At 57.5% G+C, this 21,456-nt stretch carries 22 protein-coding genes and 1 tRNA gene; 18 read left to right on the forward strand and 5 right to left on the reverse strand.

The annotated features are described in order from the left end of the window. Positions 1–537: 537 nt before the first annotated feature. From rpoE to ACYZT0_RS03800, 4 genes are all read left to right on the forward strand, one after another. Entirely contained in the window at positions 538–1,119 is a 582-nt protein-coding gene (rpoE, locus tag ACYZT0_RS03785; protein WP_007944079.1) for an RNA polymerase sigma factor RpoE, read from the forward strand. 30 nt (positions 1,120–1,149) lie between these two features. Continuing rightward, entirely contained in the window at positions 1,150–1,737 is a 588-nt protein-coding gene (locus ACYZT0_RS03790; RefSeq protein ID WP_282377216.1) for a sigma-E factor negative regulatory protein, read from the forward strand. 8 nt (positions 1,738–1,745) lie between these two features. Continuing rightward, positions 1,746–2,702, forward strand: a complete 957-nt coding sequence (locus tag ACYZT0_RS03795; RefSeq protein WP_462044688.1) for a MucB/RseB C-terminal domain-containing protein — start codon at positions 1,746–1,748, stop codon at positions 2,700–2,702. Between the two features lie 180 nt (positions 2,703–2,882). Next, the gene (locus tag ACYZT0_RS03800; protein ID WP_462044689.1) at positions 2,883–4,310 is read left to right on the forward strand and encodes a DegQ family serine endoprotease; all 1,428 of its coding nucleotides are present in this window, start codon (positions 2,883–2,885) and stop codon (positions 4,308–4,310) included. A 66-nt stretch (positions 4,311–4,376) separates the two neighbouring features. Here ACYZT0_RS03800 and ACYZT0_RS03805 read toward each other — a convergent pair whose 3' ends face one another. Beyond that, positions 4,377–5,810: a M48 family metalloprotease gene (locus ACYZT0_RS03805; protein WP_462044690.1), complete on the reverse strand. Its 1,434-nt coding sequence runs from the start codon at positions 5,808–5,810 to the stop codon at positions 4,377–4,379. Positions 5,811–5,908: 98 nt separating this feature from the next. Here ACYZT0_RS03805 and ACYZT0_RS03810 point away from each other — a divergent pair, with 98 nt between their 5' ends. Both ACYZT0_RS03810 and ACYZT0_RS03815 read left to right on the forward strand, forming a co-directional pair. Then, complete coding sequence (locus tag ACYZT0_RS03810) at positions 5,909–6,148, forward strand: sulfurtransferase TusA family protein (RefSeq protein ID WP_462044691.1); 240 nt, start codon at positions 5,909–5,911, stop codon at positions 6,146–6,148. Between the two features lie 32 nt (positions 6,149–6,180). Further along, positions 6,181–7,251, forward strand: a complete 1,071-nt coding sequence (locus tag ACYZT0_RS03815) for an AI-2E family transporter (RefSeq protein ID WP_462044692.1) — start codon at positions 6,181–6,183, stop codon at positions 7,249–7,251. Between the two features lie 37 nt (positions 7,252–7,288). Here ACYZT0_RS03815 and ACYZT0_RS03820 read toward each other — a convergent pair whose 3' ends face one another. Both ACYZT0_RS03820 and ACYZT0_RS03825 read right to left on the reverse strand, forming a co-directional pair. Then, a complete protein-coding gene (locus ACYZT0_RS03820) occupies positions 7,289–7,762 on the reverse strand; it encodes a peroxiredoxin (protein ID WP_462044693.1) in 474 nt (157 codons plus the stop codon). A gap of 10 nt (positions 7,763–7,772) precedes the next feature. Beyond that, entirely contained in the window at positions 7,773–8,333 is a 561-nt protein-coding gene (locus ACYZT0_RS03825) for a glycine cleavage system transcriptional repressor (RefSeq protein ID WP_008034925.1), read from the reverse strand. Positions 8,334–8,661: 328 nt separating this feature from the next. On the opposite strand from ACYZT0_RS03825, the gene dapA reads away from it, so the two are divergent. The 9 genes from dapA (at position 8,662) to ACYZT0_RS03870 (ending at position 14,806) form a co-directional block, all read left to right on the forward strand. Next, positions 8,662–9,540 (forward strand): 4-hydroxy-tetrahydrodipicolinate synthase, encoded by an 879-nt coding sequence (gene dapA / locus ACYZT0_RS03830; RefSeq protein ID WP_462044694.1) that lies wholly within the window; start codon positions 8,662–8,664, stop codon positions 9,538–9,540. 17 nt (positions 9,541–9,557) lie between these two features. Further along, positions 9,558–10,673: an outer membrane protein assembly factor BamC gene (bamC, locus tag ACYZT0_RS03835; protein WP_462044695.1), complete on the forward strand. Its 1,116-nt coding sequence runs from the start codon at positions 9,558–9,560 to the stop codon at positions 10,671–10,673. Positions 10,674–10,677: 4 nt separating this feature from the next. Then, positions 10,678–11,436, forward strand: coding sequence for an MBL fold metallo-hydrolase (locus ACYZT0_RS03840; protein ID WP_462044696.1), 759 nt, complete (start codon positions 10,678–10,680; stop codon positions 11,434–11,436). Positions 11,437–11,464: 28 nt separating this feature from the next. Then, positions 11,465–12,178 carry a phosphoribosylaminoimidazolesuccinocarboxamide synthase gene (gene purC, locus ACYZT0_RS03845; RefSeq protein WP_008034929.1) on the forward strand — a complete coding sequence of 238 codons (714 nt, stop codon included), beginning with the start codon at positions 11,465–11,467 and terminating at the stop codon, positions 12,176–12,178. A gap of 83 nt (positions 12,179–12,261) precedes the next feature. Then, a tRNA-Ser gene (locus ACYZT0_RS03850) sits at positions 12,262–12,351 on the forward strand. A 175-nt stretch (positions 12,352–12,526) separates the two neighbouring features. Continuing rightward, positions 12,527–12,853, forward strand: a complete 327-nt coding sequence (locus ACYZT0_RS03855) for a hypothetical protein (RefSeq protein WP_462044697.1) — start codon at positions 12,527–12,529, stop codon at positions 12,851–12,853. A gap of 240 nt (positions 12,854–13,093) precedes the next feature. Next, on the forward strand, positions 13,094–13,285 hold the full coding sequence (locus ACYZT0_RS03860) for a YegP family protein (RefSeq protein WP_282377157.1): 192 nt from the start codon (positions 13,094–13,096) through the stop codon (positions 13,283–13,285). Positions 13,286–13,456: 171 nt separating this feature from the next. Beyond that, positions 13,457–14,383, forward strand: coding sequence for a LysR family transcriptional regulator (locus ACYZT0_RS03865; RefSeq protein WP_462044698.1), 927 nt, complete (start codon positions 13,457–13,459; stop codon positions 14,381–14,383). A 57-nt stretch (positions 14,384–14,440) separates the two neighbouring features. After that, a complete protein-coding gene (locus ACYZT0_RS03870) occupies positions 14,441–14,806 on the forward strand; it encodes a 5-carboxymethyl-2-hydroxymuconate Delta-isomerase (RefSeq protein ID WP_462044699.1) in 366 nt (121 codons plus the stop codon). Positions 14,807–14,809: 3 nt separating this feature from the next. Here ACYZT0_RS03870 and ACYZT0_RS03875 read toward each other — a convergent pair whose 3' ends face one another. Continuing rightward, entirely contained in the window at positions 14,810–15,745 is a 936-nt protein-coding gene (locus ACYZT0_RS03875; protein ID WP_462044700.1) for a LysR family transcriptional regulator, read from the reverse strand. A gap of 177 nt (positions 15,746–15,922) precedes the next feature. Continuing rightward, positions 15,923–17,107, reverse strand: coding sequence for a cyanate transporter (locus ACYZT0_RS03880; RefSeq protein WP_462044701.1), 1,185 nt, complete (start codon positions 17,105–17,107; stop codon positions 15,923–15,925). 405 nt (positions 17,108–17,512) lie between these two features. Here ACYZT0_RS03880 and ACYZT0_RS03885 point away from each other — a divergent pair, with 405 nt between their 5' ends. From ACYZT0_RS03885 to ACYZT0_RS03895, 3 genes are all read left to right on the forward strand, one after another. Further along, on the forward strand, positions 17,513–18,895 hold the full coding sequence (locus tag ACYZT0_RS03885; protein WP_462044702.1) for a glutamine synthetase family protein: 1,383 nt from the start codon (positions 17,513–17,515) through the stop codon (positions 18,893–18,895). 172 nt (positions 18,896–19,067) lie between these two features. Further along, positions 19,068–20,717: a phosphoethanolamine transferase gene (locus tag ACYZT0_RS03890; RefSeq protein ID WP_462044703.1), complete on the forward strand. Its 1,650-nt coding sequence runs from the start codon at positions 19,068–19,070 to the stop codon at positions 20,715–20,717. A 70-nt stretch (positions 20,718–20,787) separates the two neighbouring features. Continuing rightward, a complete protein-coding gene (locus ACYZT0_RS03895; RefSeq protein WP_462044704.1) occupies positions 20,788–21,450 on the forward strand; it encodes a class I SAM-dependent methyltransferase in 663 nt (220 codons plus the stop codon). Positions 21,451–21,456 lie beyond the last annotated feature (6 nt).

The following is a 21,456-nucleotide window of genomic DNA, read 5'->3' on the forward strand; positions in this document are numbered from 1 at the left end:
ACCTGGGTCGGGGTTGGCGCAAGACACCTGGATCGGCGAGTCAAGACAGCCACACAGCCCACTAGTATATAGAGGGGGGGAGCGGCACAATAGCCGAGCCCACATGGCATTGTGAAACTAGTGTGACGGAAAAGACTGGACGCTTCGTCGGATGTTTTTTTCACCGGTTCGGCGACTAAAAGACTGTATCGTGGATTTAACAGTCTTTTCTCTTCACGGTTGCACAATGTCGGTCTTGCGCAGCTATAAATATTTGGAACTTTTGCCAAAGGCCCAAGATCCATAGACCGTTGCCTGATTTAAGGGACAGTGTCGGCTTCAACGCGGGGTCTATGGTTTGATCCTTGCTGGCGAATCCGGTGACAAGATTATTCGCGCAGCCGGGTTAACCCGAGCTGCGCTTTTCGTGCGTGCCAAATCAGAGCCCGCAGGAAACTTGCTTGGAGGGGGAGAACTTTTGCGAAAAGCCCGAGTCTATGTTTGCAAGTCTGGTCGTTTAGGTATGCAAGCCTCCTCCGAGTTTATCGAGGAGTGTTCATGCTAACCCAGGAAGAGGATCAGCAGCTGGTCGAACGCGTTCAGCGCGGCGACAAGCGAGCTTTTGATCTGCTAGTGCTGAAATACCAGCACAAAATTCTCGGGTTGATCGTGCGTTTCGTGCACGACACCCATGAAGCCCAGGATGTGGCGCAGGAAGCCTTTATCAAGGCGTACCGTGCACTTGGAAATTTTCGCGGAGACAGCGCGTTTTATACGTGGCTTTACCGCATCGCCATCAACACGGCGAAAAACTATCTGGTTTCACGCGGCCGTCGGCCGCCGGATAGCGATGTCAGTTCCGAGGATGCAGAGTTCTACGATGGCGATCATGGCCTGAAGGATCTCGAGTCGCCAGAGCGTGCATTGCTGCGGGATGAGATCGAAGGCACCGTCCATCGAACCATTCAGCAACTGCCAGAAGATTTGCGTACGGCGTTAACTTTACGTGAATTCGATGGTCTGAGTTACGAGGACATTGCGGCCGTCATGCAATGTCCGGTGGGTACCGTGCGCTCCCGGATTTTTCGCGCTCGGGAAGCCATCGATAAAGCCCTGCAGCCGTTGTTGCAGGAAAACTGAGACAGCGGCGACAGCCAAGAGAGGAACGCCATGAGTCGTGAAGCCCTGCAGGAATCGCTGTCCGCAGTGATGGATAACGAAGCGGACGAATTGGAATTGCGTCGGGTATTGAATGCCTTTGACGATGTTGAAACCCGGGAAACCTGGGCTCGTTATCAGATCGCTCGGGCAGTTATGCACAAGGATTTGCTGCTTCCACGTCTGGATATCGCTGCGGCAGTCTCTGCTGCGCTGGCTGACGAAGCCGTACCGGCAAAAGCCTCCCGTGGTCCATGGCGCAGCCTGGGTCGTCTGGCGGTCGCTGCATCGGTAACCGTCGCGGTACTGGCGGGCGTTCGTCTATATAATCAGGACGAGATCGCTGGTGTCGAATTGGCACAGCAATCCAATCAACCGGGTCTGGCCGTTCCTCAGGTCAAGGGTCCAGCTGTTTTGGCAGGCTACAATGAGAGTTCGGAAGCCACTGGTCCTATGGCCAACGGCGTATTGCAAGGTCAGCCAGGCTGGCACGATCAGCGTCTGCCAGGCTACTTGCGCCAACATGCTCAACAGGCTGCATTGAAAGGTACTGAGAGCGCTCTGCCTTACGCTCGTGCAGCAAGTCTGGAAAACCGTTAAGGAGGATCATGCGCGCCATACCTCTACTTACGCTTCTGCTCGGTGGCTGGTTCGTTGTTCCAGCCAATGCTGATGAAGCCCAGGACTGGTTGACCCGTCTGGGCCAAGCCGAGCAACAGCAAAGCTTTCACGGTACATTCGTCTACGAGCGTAACGGTAGTTTTTCTACCCACAACATCTGGCACCGTGTACAGAATGGCAAGGTCCGTGAGCGTTTACTCCAGCTCGACGGCTCGGCACAGGAAGTCGTGCGCATTGATGGACATACTCAATGTGTCAGCGGCACCCTGATAGCAGGGCTTGGGGATTCCCCCAACTCCGCTGCTCGTGCACTCGATCCACAAAAGCTAAAGAATTGGTACGACCTTGCCGTCATTGGCAAGTCGCGTGTGGCCGGGCGTGCGGCAGTGATCGTTTCACTGACACCCCGCGATCAACACCGTTACGGTTTTGAATTGCATCTGGATAAAGAAACCGGCCTGCCTCTCAAATCATTGCTTCTGAATGAAAGAGGGCAATTGCTGGAGCGATTCCAGTTCACCCAATTGGATACCGCTGATGTTCCGTCCGACAGCGACTTGCAGCCTGGCGCCGATTGCAAAACTGTTGCCCTCGACAGCGACAAGGCTTCTGCAATCAAGGCCGCTCAGGTCTGGCGCTCGGACTGGTTACCGCCTGGTTTCGAGCTGACCAGTAGTACATCGCGCAAGGATCCAGAGACCAAAACTCAAGTCAACAGTCTGATGTATGACGATGGTCTGGCCCGTTTCTCGGTTTTCCTGGAACCGTTGAATGGCGCCACAGTCGCTGATACTCGCACCCAACTGGGGCCGACCGTTGCAGTTTCCCGACGCTTGACTACCCCACAAGGTGAGATGATGGTGACCGTGGTCGGTGAGATTCCGATTGGCACCGCTGAGCGGATTGCGCTATCCATGCGCTCCGACGCCACTGCAACCAAGTAGTGAGCTATATCGAAATGTTTGGTGAGCATTTCAACTTGCAAATATCTCCGAATTTTTCTATAGGTCAGAGTCCCTCGGCTCTGGCCTTGTTTGTTGTTCCCGGAACAAAAATACCGGCGTATTGTTCCCGGTGTTCCTTGCTCCATATCGCTTAACCATGCTCGTCGTAACGGGAGCCGTATGTCGATACCACGCTTGAAGTCTTATCTCTCTATTTTTGCCACCGTGCTGGTGCTTGGTCAGGCGGTCGCTGTTCAAGCGGCCGAGTTGCCTGACTTCACACAGTTGGTCGAGCAGGCCTCGCCCGCGGTGGTGAACATCAGTACCACGCAGAAACTGCCGGACCGCAAAGTGTCGAGCGAGCAGATGCCTGACCTTGAAGGCTTGCCGCCGATGCTGCGCGAGTTCTTCGAACGTGGCATGCCACAGCCGCGTACGCCTCGCGGTGATCGTCAGCGTGAAGCCCAATCCTTGGGTTCGGGCTTCATCATCTCGCCTGATGGCTACATCCTGACCAACAACCATGTAATCGCCGATGCCGACGAAATTCTCGTTCGACTCGCTGACCGCAGCGAATTGAAGGCGAAGCTGGTCGGCACCGATCCACGTTCCGATGTGGCTCTGTTGAAAATCGAAGGCAAGGATCTGCCGGTCCTGAAACTAGGCAAATCCCAAGATCTGAAAGCCGGCCAATGGGTCGTGGCTATTGGCTCGCCATTCGGTTTCGACCATACCGTGACCCAAGGTATCGTCAGTGCCATCGGTCGCAGCCTGCCGAACGAAAACTATGTGCCGTTCATCCAGACCGATGTGCCGATCAATCCAGGTAACTCTGGTGGTCCGCTGTTCAACCTGGCCGGTGAAGTGGTTGGCATCAACTCGCAGATCTACACCCGTTCCGGCGGCTTCATGGGCGTGTCGTTCGCGATCCCTATCGACGTAGCCATGGACGTTTCCAATCAGCTCAAAAGCGGTGGCAAAGTCAGCCGTGGCTGGTTGGGTGTGGTGATTCAGGAAGTGAACAAGGACCTGGCCGAGTCATTCGGTCTGGAGAAACCGGCCGGTGCGCTGGTGGCTCAGATCCAGGATGACGGCCCGGCTGCCAAGGGCGGCCTGCTAGTAGGCGACGTGATCCTGAGCATGAATGGCCAACCGATCGTCATGTCCGCCGATCTTCCGCACTTGGTGGGTGCGCTGAAGGCCGGCTCCAAAGCTGATCTGGAAGTGATACGTGAAGGCAAGCGCAAGAATGTCGAGTTGACTGTTGGCGCTATCCCGGAAGAAGGCAAAGAGCTGGACACCCTGCCAAAATCCAGCACTGAACGCAGCAGCAACCGCCTGGGTGTTTCCGTGGCCGAGCTGACTGATGAACAGAAGAAAACCTACGACCTCAAAGGCGGCGTGGTCATCAAGGAAGTCCAGGACGGTCCTGCTTCTCTGATTGGCCTGCAGCCAGGCGATGTGATCACTCACCTGAACAATCAGGCGATTGGTTCCACCAAGGAGTTCACGGATATCGCCAAGGCGCTGCCGAAGAACCGCTCGGTGTCGATGCGGGTTCTGCGTCAAAATCGCGCCAGCTTCATCACCTTCAAACTGGCTGAATAATCCGGTTGTTGGCTGAATAAAAAACCGCCTCGAAAGAGGCGGTTTTTTTGTGTCTGCTGAAAAGAGTCAGCCCATCATGTCCTTGATCATGCGCTCTTGTTCCATCAGCTCACGTTGCCGTGCGTCGATCCGCGACGACAGCGGGAAGTTGGTGCCTGCCTTGCGCTTGGCGAAGTCCAGTTGCTGAATGGCCTGACGGTAGTCCCCAACCAGGGCGAAATACTCGGCGCGGGCCTGATGCAGGCCGATGATGTTGCCTGACAGACCACGGGTTTCGGCCACCATGTACCAGACGTCTGGATCGTCCGGACGGCTCTTGAGCAGATTCTCCAGTGCTTTTTCCGCTTCGGGTGCACGGTTCTGCTTGAGCAGCAGGTCGACACGCACCTGATTCAGTGGATAGTTGCCTGGATACTGGGTAAGCATCCGGTCAACCCGGGACTGAGCGTCCGGCAGACGATTGTTGGTAATATCCAGATCGACCAGAGCCAGGTTGTAGATGATTTCGTTCGGCGACTTGGCCAGCAGCAACTTGAGGTTTTCCCGCGCTTCGTTCAGCTGGCCGCCCTTGATCTGGGCGATGGCCAGGCCATAGCGCGCGACATCGTTTTTCGGGTTTTCATCAAGCTGGGCGCGAAAGCGTTTGGCGCCCAGGCCAGGGGTTTCTTCATAGATTAACTGGACCCGTGCACGAATCAGCTGATACCGGATGGTGTCTTCGATGCCGCCCGGTTTTGCCTGTTCGGCGCGGTTGCGGGTGTCGGCGATCCGCGACTCGGTAACCGGGTGAGTCAGCAGAAACTCGGGTGGCTTGGCGTCAAAGCGGTATTGGCGCGCCAATCGCTCGAACATGGTCGGCATCGAGCGCGGATCGTAACCGGCCTTTTCCAGATTGAGGATGCCGATGCGGTCGGCTTCCTGTTCGTTCTGGCGAGAGAAGCGCCGCTGTTCCTGAATGGCCGCCGCCTGTGTGCCCGCAATGGCCGCGATCCCGGCATCGCCGGCACCGGCTGCGGCAATCACGATCCCGGCCAGCAGCGCGGCCATCATCGGCACTTGCATGCGCTGTTGGGCTTCGACGCCGCGGGCGAAGTGGCGTTGCGACAAGTGAGCCAATTCGTGAGCAAGTACCGAGGCGTATTCGCCCTCGGTCTGGGCATTGAGAAACAAACCACCGTTGACCCCGACAATTCCGCCTGGTGCCGCGAAGGCGTTGAGTTGCGGGCTATTGATCAGGATGAACTCCAAGCGTCGGTCATTGACCTGGCTGGTCTCTACCAGGCGGTAGACGCTGGATTCGACGTAGTCCTTGAGTTGCGGATCGTTGAGCTGGGAAACCTGACTACGCAACAGCGCCAGCCAGGCACGGCCCAACTGGTGTTCCTGTTGCGGCGAGACGATGGCAGAACTGGCGTCGCCGAGTGACGGCAGGTCGTCGGCGAAGCCCGGTGAGGCGAGCAGGCAAGCGAGCGTCAGCAGGGTAGGGCGCAAAAAAGTCATGCACAAAGCCTTAGTCGACAAAGACCTTACTGTAGCCGGACACTACGCTTCGGACCAGATATTCTAGCCGCACAACCACCTGACCCCGGAGTGATGCAATGACTGACGCTGTAAACCATGACGCCGAACTCGACGCCAGTGGCTTGAATTGCCCGTTGCCGTTGCTCAAGGCCAAGCTGGAACTTAATCGACTGGCCAGCGGCGCAGTGCTCAAGGTGATCGCCACCGATGCGGGCTCACAGCGCGACTTCCGCACCTTTGCCCGATTGGCCGGTCATACGCTGCTTCGTGAAGAAGATGAAGCGGGTGTTTACCGCTACTGGTTGAAAAAAGCCTGAATTCTGGTGCGTTCGTTTCTAAGGGATTATTGATGTTCAAGGTGTTACGCGACTGGATTCAGCGCTACTTCTCCGATGAAGAAGCCGTGGTACTGGCAGTCCTGCTGTTTCTGGCGTTTACCGCCGTGCTTACGCTGGGCGGCATGCTCGCGCCAGTGCTGGCCGGAATGGTGCTGGCGTATCTGATGCAAGGGTTGGTAGTCACTCTCGAACGCCTGCGCATGCCCGGTGGGGTGGCGGTGGGGCTGGTCTTCGCCTTGTTCATGGGGGTTTTGCTGGTATTCATTATTGTCGTGGTGCCGTTGCTCTGGCATCAGCTGATCACCTTGTTCAACGAATTACCCGGCATGCTCGCCAAGTGGCAGTCGCTGTTATTGCTGCTGCCCGAGCGCTATCCGCATCTGGTATCCGACGAGCAGGTGCTGCAGGCCATCGAAGTGGCGCGGGGCGAGATCGGCAAGTTCGGTCAGTGGGCGCTGACGTTCTCACTGTCGAGTCTGCCGCTGCTGGTGAACATCATGATCTACCTGGTGCTGGTGCCGATACTGGTGTTTTTCTTTCTCAAGGATCGGGAAATGATCGGTCAGTGGGTGCGTGGTTACTTGCCCCGTGAGCGGGCGCTGATCACCCGCGTCGCGCAGGAAATGAACCGGCAAATCGCCAATTACATTCGCGGCAAGGTCATCGAAATCTTCATTTGCGGTGGCGTGACTTACATCGCTTTCGTCGCCCTAGGGCTGAACTACGCGGCGCTGCTGGCGTTGCTGGTGGGGGTGTCGGTGGTGGTGCCCTATGTCGGGGCCGTGGTGGTGACCGTGCCGGTGCTGTTGATTGCGTTGTTCCAGTGGGGCTGGAGCGATCAGTTCATCTATTTGATGGCGGTTTACGGGATCATCCAGACACTCGACGGCAACGTACTGGTGCCGCTGTTGTTCTCGGAAGCGGTCAATCTGCATCCGGTGGCGATTATCTGCGCGGTGTTGTTGTTTGGCGGGCTGTGGGGGTTTTGGGGGGTGTTCTTTGCGATTCCCCTGGCGACGCTATTCAAGGCTGTGCTGGATGCATGGCCGCGCAAGGTGCCGGTGGTGGCGCCGCTGTTGTAAGCGGTCTGTGGGAGCGGGCTCCCACAGACTTCAACGATCAGGCCTTGTTCAGCGCTTGAGCTGCAACCAACACCGCATCTACATGCCCCGGCACCTTCACACCCCGCCATTCCTGACGCAGTACACCGTCCTTGTCGATCAGGAAAGTGCTGCGATCAACACCCATATACTCTTTGCCATAAAGCTTCTTCAGCTTGATCACATCGAACAACTGGCAAAGTGCTTCTTCCTTGTCGCTGATCAGCTCGAAGGTGAACGCTTGCTTGGCCTTGAAGTTTTCGTGGGATTTGAGGCTGTCGCGAGACACGCCGAAAACTTCGGTGTTGGCGGCTTTAAAAGCGTCCAGCTGATCGCGAAAGCCCTGACCCTGGGTGGTGCAGCCTGGCGTGCTGTCCTTCGGATAGAAGTAAATCACCACCTGCTTGCTTTTGAGGCTTGCGAGGCGGACGGTCTGCCCGCTGGTGGCGGTTGCTTCGAAGTCGGCAACCGGTTGGTCGATGGCAACGGCCATGAATGCTTCCTTACATTGGGTTTTGTGGGCGCCACGGTTCGATCAGGGCATCCAGGTTCAACGCGTCGGCGAAATCCAGAAACTGATCGCGCAGCCAGCTGATCTGCACACCGGCCGGCAACGTCACGGTAAACGTGGCATTGAGCATGGTGCCGCCGGTTTGCGGAGCCTGATAGGTGTCGCAGGTGAGGTTTTCCAGCTCGACGTTGTGGTCCATGAAGAACTGGCACAGCTCGTTAATGATGTCCGAGCGGTAAGCCGAGCTGACATAGGCGACGTACGGCAGGGCCTGAGGACGATTCTCCAGCGCCGCGCTGCGCACCACGTTGACCGTAAAGGCGTGCTTCTTGGCGAGGCTCGGCAGGCTGCCTTCGAGGCGCGCCAAGGCGTCCCAGCTGCCGGAGATCTCGAGAATCAGCGCACTGCACTCGCCATGACGCGTCAGGCGAGAGGTGACCACGGCGCAGCGGTTTTCATGGCTGGCGCGGCACAGAACGTTAGTCAGCTCCATGGGGTTGGCGCCGAGGGCACTGATGACAAGGAATTGTTCGCGAACTGTGGGGGTGGACATGCAGCATTCCTAAAGCGATGAGCGGTCGATACTTCTACGGGCTTTTTTGCCGGGAGCGAGCCTGTGGATGCGAATTCAGAAAACCCGAGCCGCAAGGTTGCAACGTGCTCCAGTGTGGCAAGAGCGAGGGGTGGCAACGCTGGATCGGGGCTTGTGATGCCGAAAAAGGAGGCTGGAACCCGGCGTACGAGCTTATCAGTACCGATCAAAGTCTGAAGGGTAGCGAAAAGCAGCGCCAAGGGGAATGGCAGCAGCGCAGTACTTCGCTTGTACAAGCATCTTGGCGCCAGTACCATTACCGCTCTCTTTTTCCGGCAGGAGCGGTTGCATGATTGCGGGCAGTATGGTGGCACTGGTCACACCCATGGATGCACAAGGTCGTCTCGACTGGGACAGCCTGAGCAAACTGGTGGACTTTCACCTGCAAAACGGCACCCACGCCATCGTGGCGGTCGGCACCACAGGTGAATCGGCCACCCTTGACGTGAACGAGCACATCGAAGTGATTCGTTACGTGGTGAAGCAGGTTGCAGGGCGCATCCCGGTGATCGCCGGTACCGGCGCCAACTCGACTCGCGAAGCCATCGAGCTGACCACCAATGCGAAGACCGCCGGCGCCGATGCTTGCCTGCTGGTGACGCCGTATTACAACAAACCGACCCAGGAAGGCTTGTACCAGCACTTCAAAGCCATCGCCGAAGCCGTCGACATCCCGCAGATACTTTATAACGTGCCCGGCCGCACTGCGTGCGACATGCTGGCCGAAACCGTGATCCGCCTGTCGACCGTGAAAAACATCATCGGCATCAAGGAAGCCACCGGCGACCTGCAGCGCGCCAAGGACATCCTTGCCGGCGTGAGCAGCGACTTCCTGGTCTATTCCGGTGACGACGCGACCGCGGTCGAGTTGATGCTGCTCGGCGGCAAGGGCAACATCTCGGTGACCGCCAACGTTGCGCCGCGCGACATGAGCGACCTGTGCAACGCTGCTCTGAAAGGCGACGCCGTGACGGCCCGCGCGATTCACGAAAAGCTGATGCCGCTCAATAAAACCCTGTTTATCGAATCCAACCCTATCCCCGTGAAATGGGCACTGCATGAAATGGGCTTGATGCCGGACGGTATCCGTCTGCCGCTCACCTGGCTCAGCGCTGCCTGTCACGAACCGCTGCGGCAGGCCATGCGCCAGTCCGGCGTCCTGGTTTAATTGAGGAAGCACTACGCATGAAGCGATTGGCCGGACTTTCCGCACTTGCCTTGATCATCTCCAGCACTAGTGGCTGCGGATGGGTTTGGGGCCCGGAAGGTTATTTCCGTGACCGTGGTAGCGATTACCTGGAAGCGCAACAAACTGCACCCATGCAATTGCCACCGGATGTCAGCACCGCCAAACGTCTGGATCCGCTGTTGCCGATCCCGCGCAACGTGGCCGATGACACCGCCAAGGGCGAGTACATCGTTCCTCGCCCGCAACCGTTGTCGGCAGGGGCTGACGCCAGCGCCTACTCCCTGCAAAAGACCGGTGATTCGCGTTGGATCGTCGCCCAGAACCCGCCGGCCGAAGTCTGGCCAGTGGCCGTGCAGTTCTTCCAGGACAACGGTTTCCGTCTTGACGAACAGCGCCCGCAAACCGGCGAATTCACCACCACCTGGCAGCATTCCGACGAACTGTCCGCCGCCATGGCCAAGCGCCTGAGCGCGGCCGGTGTCGGCGCTGACAGCGAAACCCGCGTGCGGGTCCGCATCGAGCCTGGCGTGCAGCGCAACACCAGTGAAGTCTACGTGGTCAGCGCTGAGCGTCCTGCCGGTAGCACCTCCGACGTGGCCTTCACCAATCGCTCGGTCAACACGGGCCTGGACGCGGCACTGGTCGACGACATGCTCGCGAGCATGAGCCGCACCTCGGAGAAGGGCGGTTCGGTCTCCATGCTGGCTTCACGTGATTCCGATACGCCAAGCCGTGTCAGCCTGAGCGAAGACGGCAGCGGCAACCCTGTCCTGAACGTCGGCAACGACCTGGATCGCGCCTGGTCGAGCGTCGGTCGTGCGCTGGAACAGGGTGAATGGCGCGTTGAAGACATCAACCGCAGCCTGGGCCTGTACTACATCAACCTGGCCGAAAAAGCCGAGAAGAAAGACGAGAAGCCTGGTTTCTTCAGCGGCCTGTTTGGCGGTGCTCCGAGCAAGGAAGAAGTTGAATCCCGTGCCGAGCGTTATCAGGTTCGCCTGAGCAAGGTTGGCGAGAACGTCCAGGTCACCGTCGAGAAGAACCTCAATACCGTGGCGCCGGCAGACGTGGCGCGCAAAGTGTTGAGCGTGATTCAGGACAACCTGGGCTGATCACATGCGTTTTGCCGTTCTCGGCAGCGGTAGCCAAGGGAACGGCACGCTGATAGCCAGCGCTGACACGTATGTGCTGGTGGATTGTGGTTTCTCCCTGCGGGAAACCGAAAAACGCTTGTTGCGCCTGGGTGTGAGCCCTGTGCAGCTGAGCGCGATACTCGTGACCCACGAACATGCAGACCACGTGCATGGCGTGGGTTTGCTGTCTCGGCGCTACAATCTGCCTGTCTACCTCAGTCGCGGAACCCTGCGCGGGATGCGCAAACCCATTGAACCGGCTGGCCTTCTGGCCGGCGGCGAGCAACTGCAGATCGGCGCACTGAGCATCGACGTTATTGCCGTGGCACACGATGCACAGGAGCCGACGCAATACGTATTCAGTGACGGTGAGCGGCGTTTCGGCCTGTTGACCGACCTGGGCTCGTATTGCAACAAGGTGCTGGACGGCTATCGGGACCTCGATGCGTTGATGATCGAGTCCAATCATTGTCGTGACATGCTGGCTCGCGGTCACTACCCGTACTTTCTCAAGCAGCGGGTGGGCGGTGAACTGGGACATTTGAACAACCATCAGGCAGCATTCCTGGTGTCTGAGTTGGGCTGGCAAGGCCTGCAACACCTGGTCCTGGCCCATCTGAGCAGCAAAAACAACCTGCCGCAGCTGGCCCGGCAATGTTTTGTCGACACCCTCGGGTGCGACCCGGACTGGCTGCAACTGGCCGATCAAGATTCAGGGCTCGACTGGCGATACATCGCCTAGCCCACCTACTTAGCAAGCGGAGCCCATCATGGAAAAACGTGAAGAACTCTACCGCGGCAAAGCCAAATCGGTTTTCAAGACCGACGACGCTGACCGCTTGATCCTGCTGTTTCGCAACGACACTTCGGCGTTCGACGGCAAGCGCATCGAGCAACTCGACCGCAAAGGCATGGTGAACAACAAGTTCAACGCCTTCATCATGCAGAAACTCGAAGCAGCCGGCGTGCCGACCCAATTCGACAAACTGCTGGGCGACAACGAATGCCTGGTGAAAAAACTCGACATGATCCCGGTCGAGTGCGTCGTGCGTAACTACGCCGCCGGCAGCCTGGTCAAGCGCCTGGGCGTCGAAGAAGGCATGAAGCTCAACCCTTACACCTTCGAACTGTTCCTGAAGGACGACGCCAAGGGCGACCCGTTCATCAACGAATCCCACGTCGTGGCATTCGGTTGGGGTACCGCCGAGCAACTGGTTCGCATGAAAGAACTGTCGCTCAAGGTCAACGAAGTCCTGAGCAAACTGTTCGACGACGCTGGCCTGCTGCTGGTCGACTTCAAACTTGAATTCGGCGTGTTCTCAGACGGCTCCATCGTTCTGGGCGACGAATTCAGCCCGGACGGCTGCCGTCTGTGGGACAAGGCCACCGGCAAGAAAATGGACAAAGACCGCTTCCGTCAGGGCCTCGGTGACGTCATCGAAGCCTACGAAGAAGTCGCCAATCGTTTGGGCGTACCGCTTTAATCGACGCAAGCATCTGATAGCACGGAAAAATTTCGCTTAGGGGGTTCGCTTCCGGCAAAAGTGTTGTTATGATGCGCGCCGTTGGAGAGATGCCAGAGTGGCCGAATGGGACGGATTCGAAATCCGTTGTACCTTCACCGGTACCTAGGGTTCGAATCCCTATCTCTCCGCCATTACATAGAAAAAGCCCCGTAGCTGAAAAGTTACGGGGCTTTTTCGTTTCTGGGGTTTTGGCTTTTTCATCTCGATGAGCTGTTAGCGCAGCGAAGACCGATTCAGAAAGTAAGTTGCATCCAGGTCATTAGCTATCATGAATACAGCGCAAATCACCGGATGACGGAGGAGTGCATGAACAGGTGGCGACGGTTTTGGGTGTTTGTGAAGCTGGTGGCAGCATTTTCGGCCTGTCTGACCGTTGCTGTTGAGGCTTTTCGCTACATGTTGGAAAGCCCCGACGCAGCGCAACTTCATCCTTTGAGCATTGTGGTTGTCGGGCTTATTTTTGGCTTCATCACCTATGGAATCCTTTCACTGATTGAAAGGGTTGTACGGGGTTTGCTGCCCCGTCCTGACCCAGTCGCCACCACGGCAGTCCCCCTTGAGGAAGATCCAGTGCTGATGCAGGAACAGCCTCTGGCCTTATCAGCTGAAGATTCAACTCAGCAGAAAAGTTAGTCAGCTGACGTCGGAACAGGTATCGCTACAGCGTAAGAAAATTAAGCCAGTTTCTGGGAAAACTTACTCAACCAAGTCACTCTATTTACCACCCCCCGTATCCATTGGCCGCCCCGCTAATCAAGGATATTTTTCCGAAATATCCCCTGACATTGAAACCCGTTGCCTCAAAAAATCCTCATCTACTCTGGTATCGCAGGTCACTGATCTGCCGTAATCAGCAATCGCAAGGAGCGAGCAATGTATTTTGAGATTTACAGGCAAACCCGTGGCATCGCACAGACTGGCAAAGGTCAATGGCGGTGGCGTTTGAGGGCGGGAAACAATGAGACGATTGCCAGCGGGGAGGCTTACGTCAACAAGGCTGATTGTGTGCATGCCATCAGTTTGATCAAAGGGACCCACGATCAGACGCCGGTCAAGGAAATCTAGCCTTCAGGCGGTGAAGCTGCTCAGTCAGAGCAGCTCCGTTTTAATCAGGTGGCGTTACGGTTGTGAGTGCCGCTGCCTGAATTTGGATTAAGCGCAAACTGCTTGAGTCGCATAGACGTCGATTGCGACACGTACCTAAACTGTCATCTGATTTATGAGCGGGGGCAGTGGATGAATCGCAATGAACTACGCAAGGCCGACATCAACCTGATGGTGGTGTTTGAAACGCTGATGCTCGAACGCAACGTCACCCGGGTGGCGGAGAAGTTGTTTCTCGGTCAGCCGACCATCAGTTCGGCGCTCAATCGCTTGCGCACGTTGTTCAACGATCCACTGTTCATTCGGGTCGGCCATCGCATGGAGCCGACGGCGCGGGCCGAGGAGATCATTCTGCACCTGTCGCCCGCCCTGGATTCGTTGTCGGTGGCGTTGAGCTTGACCCATGATTTCGACCCCGCCAGCAGCACCATGACCTTTCGAATCGGGCTGTCGGACGATGTCGAGTTTGGCCTGTTGCCACCGTTGCTGCGTGCCCTGCGCCAAGAGGCACCGAAGGTGGTGTTCGTGGTGCAGCATGTCGATTACTGGCGGATCCCGGATTTACTGGCATCGGGCGATATCACGGTGGGTATCAGCCAGACCCGTGGCTTGCCGGCCAACGCCAAACGCAAGTTGTTGCGGCACATCCAGCCCAGCATTTTGCGCGCTGATGCATCGGACACACCGCTGACGCTCGATGAATATTGCGCGCGACCGCACGTGCTGGTTTCCCACACCGCCAATGTCAGCGGTTACGCCGATGAGTGGCTGGCGGAGATTGGTCGTACGCGTCAGGTCGTCCTTTCCGTGCCGCAATACAGCTCGCTGCCGGCTTTGCTCGCCGGCACCGATCTGATCGCCAGCCTGCCGGACTATACGGCTGAGGCCATGGCGGCGTCCGGCCAGCTGTTTCAGGAGCCGTTTCCGTTCAAGACACCGACACTGGATCTGTCGATGGTCTGGCTCAGCCATGTCGATACCGACCCCGCTGAGCGCTGGTTGAGGTCGAGGCTGGAGGCGTTCATGAGTGAACGTGCGGTGTTGCCGCAGCCCGAGTGAGTAGGGCAACGCTGTGTAATATGTACGACCTTTCTGCCAACCTTAAGGAACTCAGTCATGCCTCACCTGCACATGGAATACACCGCCAACCTGCCCGAGCTCAATGCCGACGTGGCGTTGATCCGGCTCAACAATACGTTGGTGGCTTCAGGTGAGTTTGCTGCCGAATACGACATCAAGAGTCGAGCGGTGAAGGTCGAGACGTTCAAGGTCGGCACGGCGTTAGGTGAACGGGCCTTCGTGCATGTGAAACTGGCACTGTTGAGCGGTCGCTCGGCGCAGATCAAGAAGCAGTTGTCCGAAAGCCTGCTGGCGGTGGTGCAGGACTTGTGTGAATGGCCGACGGGCGTTGAAGTCCAGTTGGCCGTGGAAATCCTCGACATCGATCGAGAGTCCTACACCAAGATAGCCATCAGCCACTGAGTTTCAGGCCATTTCCTGCTCGGTGCAGGCTTTAACCACTTGTTCGCGCAGCCAGGTGTTGGCGCTGTCCTGATCGACATTCTGGCTCCACTGCATGTCGAGGCTGAACCTGGGCAAGCCGTCAGGCACTTCGCAGTGATTGAAGATTGCCTCGTTGGCCAGCAATTGCTGGATGCGCCGAGGCAGGGTCACGATGAAGTCGGTGCCGGTGATCATCTTCAGGGCCGCGCTGTAGCTGTTGGAACGCGCGACGATCTGCCGTTTTTGCGCCTGCTGCGCCAGCCAGCCGTCGACCATGTTGGTGGTGGATGTCCAGGGTGTCGGGAACACGTGCCGGCGTTCAACAAAGGCTTGCAGGCTTAAACGCGGCTCCGGCGGTGTGGCCCGTTGGTCGAAGACACACACCAGGTCATCCTCCAGCAGCCTCCGGGATTTGAAATCGCCGTGACTGCGATGAAAGTTCGGGCCGAAGCAAATCACCAGGTCGAGGCTGCCGTCGCGCAGTTCTTCGGCCGGGATGTCGGTTTCGAACTTGTGCATGTTGACCATCACCGGCAGGTCGGCAAAATCGAAGCTTTTCAACAGGCGCGGCAGGATCAACTGCTCGAAGTATTCAGGTGCGCAGATATTGAAGGTGACCGGTTGCAAGGTGGGGTCGAATGCCTGCGTACCGGCGTGGCACAGGTTGATGCTTTCGAGGATCTTCAGCACGTGGGTGTACATGGTGCTGGCTTTGTAGGTGGGGCGCATACCCGCGCGGGTATTAATGAACAGCTCGTCTTCGAAACTGGTGCGCAGTTTTTTCAGGCAGTAGCTCACAGTGGACTGGCTAACGCAGAGTGCCTCGGATACACCGGTGACGCTGCTTTGCTCATACACAGCGATAAACACCATGAGGTCCTGCATATCGAGCTTTCTAAGCAAGTTACTGTTCAGCATCCGTTCCGTCTCGCTGTGCTCCTTGCGCTGACTGTGCGCAAACTTGTGCGAGTGATCCTAACGGAACGATGGTGCCAGGAGAATGATCTGTAGGAACTTTCATGGAAAGTTGTGGGGTAGTTCCAGAGGCTTTCAGTCCCTGAACGGCTGCAGGCGTTTCATGATGGGGGTTCCGGGTCAGTGAATATGTTGGGCGTAATGTCGCGGATCGAGGCGCAAGACCATCAGGATCATCAGTGCCATGACGCCGGTCAGTGACCACCAGGCCCATTCGAAGCTGCCGAGCTGATCGCGGATAAACCCGGCAATAAGCGGCGAGAGACCGGCAATCAGATAGCCGATGCCTTGCACGAACGCGGTCAGGCCGCCGGCACGCTGGGGATTATCCAAATGATCCAGGGACACGATGAGGCTCATTGGGAACAGTCCGCCGATGCCGAGCCCTAACAGACATGGCCACAACAGGCTCAGGTGTTGCGGGCTGAGAATAAGCCCACAGAAACCGGCCATGATTAGCGCCAGCAACACCACCAGCACCATGCGTCGGTCTCGGCTGCGGTTGGCGATGGCCGGTGTCAGCAGGCCGGACAACACTTCCATGGCGGTCAAGAAACCCAGCAGCAACCCGGCGTTTTGTTCGCTCCAACCCTTTTCGACGTAGTACGGCGCCAGCCAGGCCAGCACACAGGTGTAGGACGCCGTGCCCAGTCCGAAGAAGATTGCAAGTAGCCAGGCGCGGGAATTGCCGAAGAAGGACCCATTGCGTTGCGGCTGAGCAGGCTGCGCCGGGATCCTTTCGCGTTGCATGCACCAAAACAGCAACGCTACCAGCGCCAGTGCCGCCCAGACCGCCAGACCCATGCGCCAGCTGCCGGTGCGGATCATCACCAGCGGTGCAAACGACGCCGCAATTGCTGCGCCGCCCATGATCGACGTGACGTAAAGCCCCATGCACACGGAAACATTATCGCTAAAGCGGGATTTGATTAGCGCCGGCATCAATGCCTGGATCAGCGCGATACCGATGCCTGCCAGCACGGCGCTGAGGATCAGTTCGGCCGCGGAATCGAGGAACAATCGCGACACCGTAGCCACGCCGATGATCATCAGGGAGAGCACCACGGTGCGTTGTTCGCCGATTCGTTGGATGACGCTCAGCCCAAAGAACATCGCCAGCCCCATCGCCATCACTGGCAGCATGGTCAGCAGCGAGGCCGAGCTGAAACTCAGCGCGATGTCGCCACGAATCGCCGACAGCAAAGGACCGACGGCGGCCATGGAAGGTCGCAGGTTCAGGGCGACCAAGATGATGCTGAACATCAGCCAAAGGGTAGGGCGGGAGGTTGCGCGAACGTTTTCCATGTATCGGACCTTGAATGACGAGGAGCCGATTAGACGTGCGAGGTCTGCAGGCCGCAAATCAGAAAGCCCAGAGCAGTATTTAGAAATTAAATACAGCGGTGTGAAGCTGAAAGGCGCGAACAATGTTTAGCGGGTCCGCAACCAAAGTTCTTAAAATCCCGATTTAACGACTTAACCGCCCGTGTGACGCTGCTGCTCATCTGTTCTCTGCGGTTTTCTCTATGGATGGTTGGCCTGCTCCACTTCCTTCTGAGCTCGCCTTCTGGGCGTTGTGGCACTGCCGTCACGCGCGCCCACCGGATTCCTGCATCTCCCGTTGATTGTTCTTACAGGTCCCGCGCCGCGCGCCGGGATCAAAGTGGCGGCGCCTGTGCGTTTGCCTGACGCGGAAAGAAGAGAATTCCCATGAGTTTTGCCACGACACCCTTCGCTTCCAAGCTAGAAGCTCTGACCTTTCTTGAACAGAATCCGGATATCGAGATGTTCGAGTTGTTCATCCTCGACAATAACGGTGTGCCTCGGGGCAAGTTGCTGCATCGCGATGAATTGCTGGCGGTGTACGAAAGCGGACGGCCATTGCCGAGCACCATTCTTGGCCTGACCATCAACGGCGACGACGTGGAAAACTCCGGCCTGGTCTGGGACGTTGGCGATATCGATTGCCGGGCTTACCCGATCAGCGGCAGTTTGACGCGCATGCCTTGGCGGCTGATGCCTACGGCGGCGGTGCAGGTCAGCATGCACCCGAAGGACGGCATGCCCGCGACGATTGCCGATCCAAGGCATCTGCTGGCGAACGTCATCGAAGGCTTGCAGGCCGACGGTTATTACCCGGTGATGGCGGCGGAGCTGGAGTTCTACCTGCTGGATCAGCAGCGCGACAGCAACGGTCGGCCGCAACCGGCGCGGGATGTCGATGGCGGGCGGCCGCGAGGGACTCAGGTCTACGGTTTGCGTGAACTGGAACAGATCGAACCGTTTCTGGCCGATCTCTACAGCGCTTGCAAACTCCAGGGCATTCCGGCGCGCACGGCGATTTCCGAATACGCGCCGGGCCAAGTAGAAATCACCCTCGAGCACCGCACCGACGCTTTGCAGGCGATGGACGAAGCGGTGCGCTACAAACGGCTGGTCAAGGGCGTGGCCCACAAGCACGGGATGACGGCGTGCTTCATGGCCAAACCGTTCGATGACTTGGCGGGCACTGGCATGCACATGCACGTCAGCCTGGCGGACAAGGAGGGCAACAACCTGTTCGCCAGCGAAGCCCCGGACGGTACGCCGTTGCTCAAACAAGCGGTCGGTGGGATGCTCAGCACCTTGCTCGATTCGTTGCTGCTGTTCTGTCCAAACGCCAACTCTTATCGTCGCTTCCAGACCAACAGCTATGCGCCGCTGGCGGCCACCTGGGGCGTGGACAACCGCACCGTGAGTTTGCGCGTGCCCGGCGGGCCGGCCTTTTCCCGGCATATCGAACACCGCATCTGTGGTGCCGATGCCAACCCGTATCTGGCGGCTGCGGCGATTCTGGCCGGGATCCATCGCGGTATTCGCGAACAACTCGATCCTGGCGCGCCGGTGGAGGGCAATGGATACTCACAGGCCACGGAATTGTTGCCGACCGACTGGCTGACCACGTTGCGGGCGCTGGAAGGTTCGAACTGGGCGCGGGAGGCGTTCGGTGGGGAGTTCCTCGGCGTTTACCTGGCGGTAAAACGAGCTGAATACAGACAGTTCATGGGCGAGGTGGGCGAGCAGGACTGGCGCTGGTATTTGAATCAAGCCTGAGCAGAACCTGAACCATTCTCAATAAGGTGATGGCCTCGCGTCACAAGCCAACTAATCGTTGGCTTCTTTTTCACAAAAAATTGATGGTTGGCTGCCTAAGATAAGTGCGGCCGTGGTCGATGAAATTTTCACATTTGCCGAAGGCACATCTTTTCAGGAACCGCCGATCACCATGTTGAAGATTAAAGCCGTGCGCCCCGAGTGGGTGACACTGATTACCAGTGCCTTTTTATTAACAGGCTTCAACTTTGTTCTCTGGCAGCACATGTTTGAAATCACGACGTCTGACGTAAAAGGCATCGTCATGCGTGTGGCATTCGGGGTGATGATCCTGACCGCCTTCAACATTGTGCTGACCCTGCTGGCTTTCCGGCCCTTGATGAAACCGGTCCTGACGCTGATCTTCATGGTCAGTGCTGGCGTGGCGTACTTCATGAGCCAATATGGTGTTTTGATTGACACCGGCATGTTACGTAACTTTGCGCAAACGAATGCGACGGAAGTACGTGACTTGCTGTCATTGAAGTTGCTTGTTTATATCCTTTTGCTGGGAGTTTTGCCGTCGTTGTTGTTGTGGTGGATTCCGGTTAGTTATCGCCGCTGGCACCGTGAGCTATTAAGTAAGGCTCTGGTAATTGTCGCGTCGGTTGCCGTGATCGGAGGCGTTGCACTGGTTAACTATCAGGGCCTGTCTTCGTTGTTTCGCAATCACCATGAGTTGCGCCTGATGGTGGTGCCCAGTAACTACATCGGTGCCTCGGCTGGCTATTTGCGTGAACAGGTCGCGTCGGCGCAACAACCCTTTGTCACACTCGGTGAAGATGCCCAGCGAAATCCAGCCTGGCAAACTCATGACCGCAAATCCCTGACGGTGCTGGTGGTGGGCGAAAGTGCCCGAGCCGAGAACTTCGGCATTCTGGGGTATGACCGCGACACCACACCCAAACTGAATAAAGAAGCTGGCCTGATCGCTTTCACCAACGTGCATTCCTGCGGGACGGAAACAGCGGTGTCGGTGCCGTGCATGTTCTCCGACATGGGCCGTAAAGATTACAACGCCAGCAAGGCAAAGAATCAGGAAGGCCTGCTGGACGTGCTCAAACGCGCGGGTCTCGACGTGATCTGGCGTGATAACCAATCGGGCTGCAAAGGCACTTGCGATCGGGTCACCCTCGACGACGTCAGTAACCTGAAAGACCCGGTGCTGTGCGCCAATAGCGAATGCCGCGATGAAATCCTGCTGCAGGGTTTGCAGCACTTCATCGATACCCTGGATAAAGACACGGTACTGGTGTTGCACCAGATGGGCAGTCACGGTCCTGAATACTTCAAGCGCTACCCGAAAGAATACGAACGCTTCACCCCGGTTTGTGAAAGTAACGCCCTGAACAATTGCAGTCGCGAAAGTATCGTCAATGGTTACGACAACACCCTGGTGTATACCGATCACGTGCTGTCCACCCTGATCGATTTGTTGCGTAAAAATCAGGACAAAGTCGATACCGCGATGCTCTATTTGTCGGACCACGGCGAATCCCTGGGCGAGTACAACTTGTACCTCCACGGCACGCCTTACATGCTGGCGCCGGAACAACAAAAGCATGTCGCGATGTTGGCATGGTTTTCCGACAGCTATCAAAAGTCGTTCTCGGTGGACGCCCATTGCCTGCAACTGAGTCGTGAAAAGCCCTTGAGCCAGGACAATCTGTTCCATTCGATGCTTGGTCTGCTGGAGGTCAGCAGCAAGGTGTACAACCAGAGTCTGGATATGTTTGCCGGATGTCGCGGTGCGGTGAATGACGGCGTGTTGGCCAAAGAGTGAGTGCTTCAACCTTTTTTACGCCCGGCCGTTAACCGGCGGCCGGTAGAGTTTTCCCCAAGAGCCATTGCACATGACCGCTCAGCCCCTATCCGCCATCGAGCTTGAGATCGCCCGGCGCTACGATCAGGAGCACGCCCGCGTCTGTCTTCAGCCGGGACCGCGTGGCCTGGCCGGGCGGCTGACGTTCTGGCGTGACGAGCAACTGGTGCGCAATGCGCTCAAAGCAGCTGGCGAGCCGGGCCTGGTTCTCGATGTGGCCTGTGGCGTAGGGCGCTTTTGGCCGGTATTGGCCGAACATGCAAATCGGGTGATCCTCGCGGCCGACCCGTCTCAGGACATACTCGACCATGCCCGCACGCATCATCCGCAGGACCTGCTGAAACGGGTCAAGACCTTTCAGAGTTCAGCGTTCACCATCGGCTTGTCGGCGAATGCGGTTGATTGCATTTTTTGCATGCAACTGTTTCAACACCTCACCAGTCCCGAGCATCGTTTGGTCATGCTCAAGGAGTTCCATCGGGTCAGTCGCGATACGGTCATTGTGGCGGTAAAGGTCGATGCTCATTTCAAAGGCCGGCGTACGGATGCCCAAGGCGCTCCGGCTCGACAGTTGGCCAGCAAGGCTGACGTGGAAGCCGAGTTCAAGCGTGCAGGTTTGCGCTTGCTCAGTCATCAAGACTTCCTGCCCGGCTGTGCGCGGATGCGCGTCTACGTCCTGCGTAAGGCCAGCTAGGCTCGG

The sequence above is a fragment of the Pseudomonas sp. ZS1P83 genome, assembly GCF_054897825.1.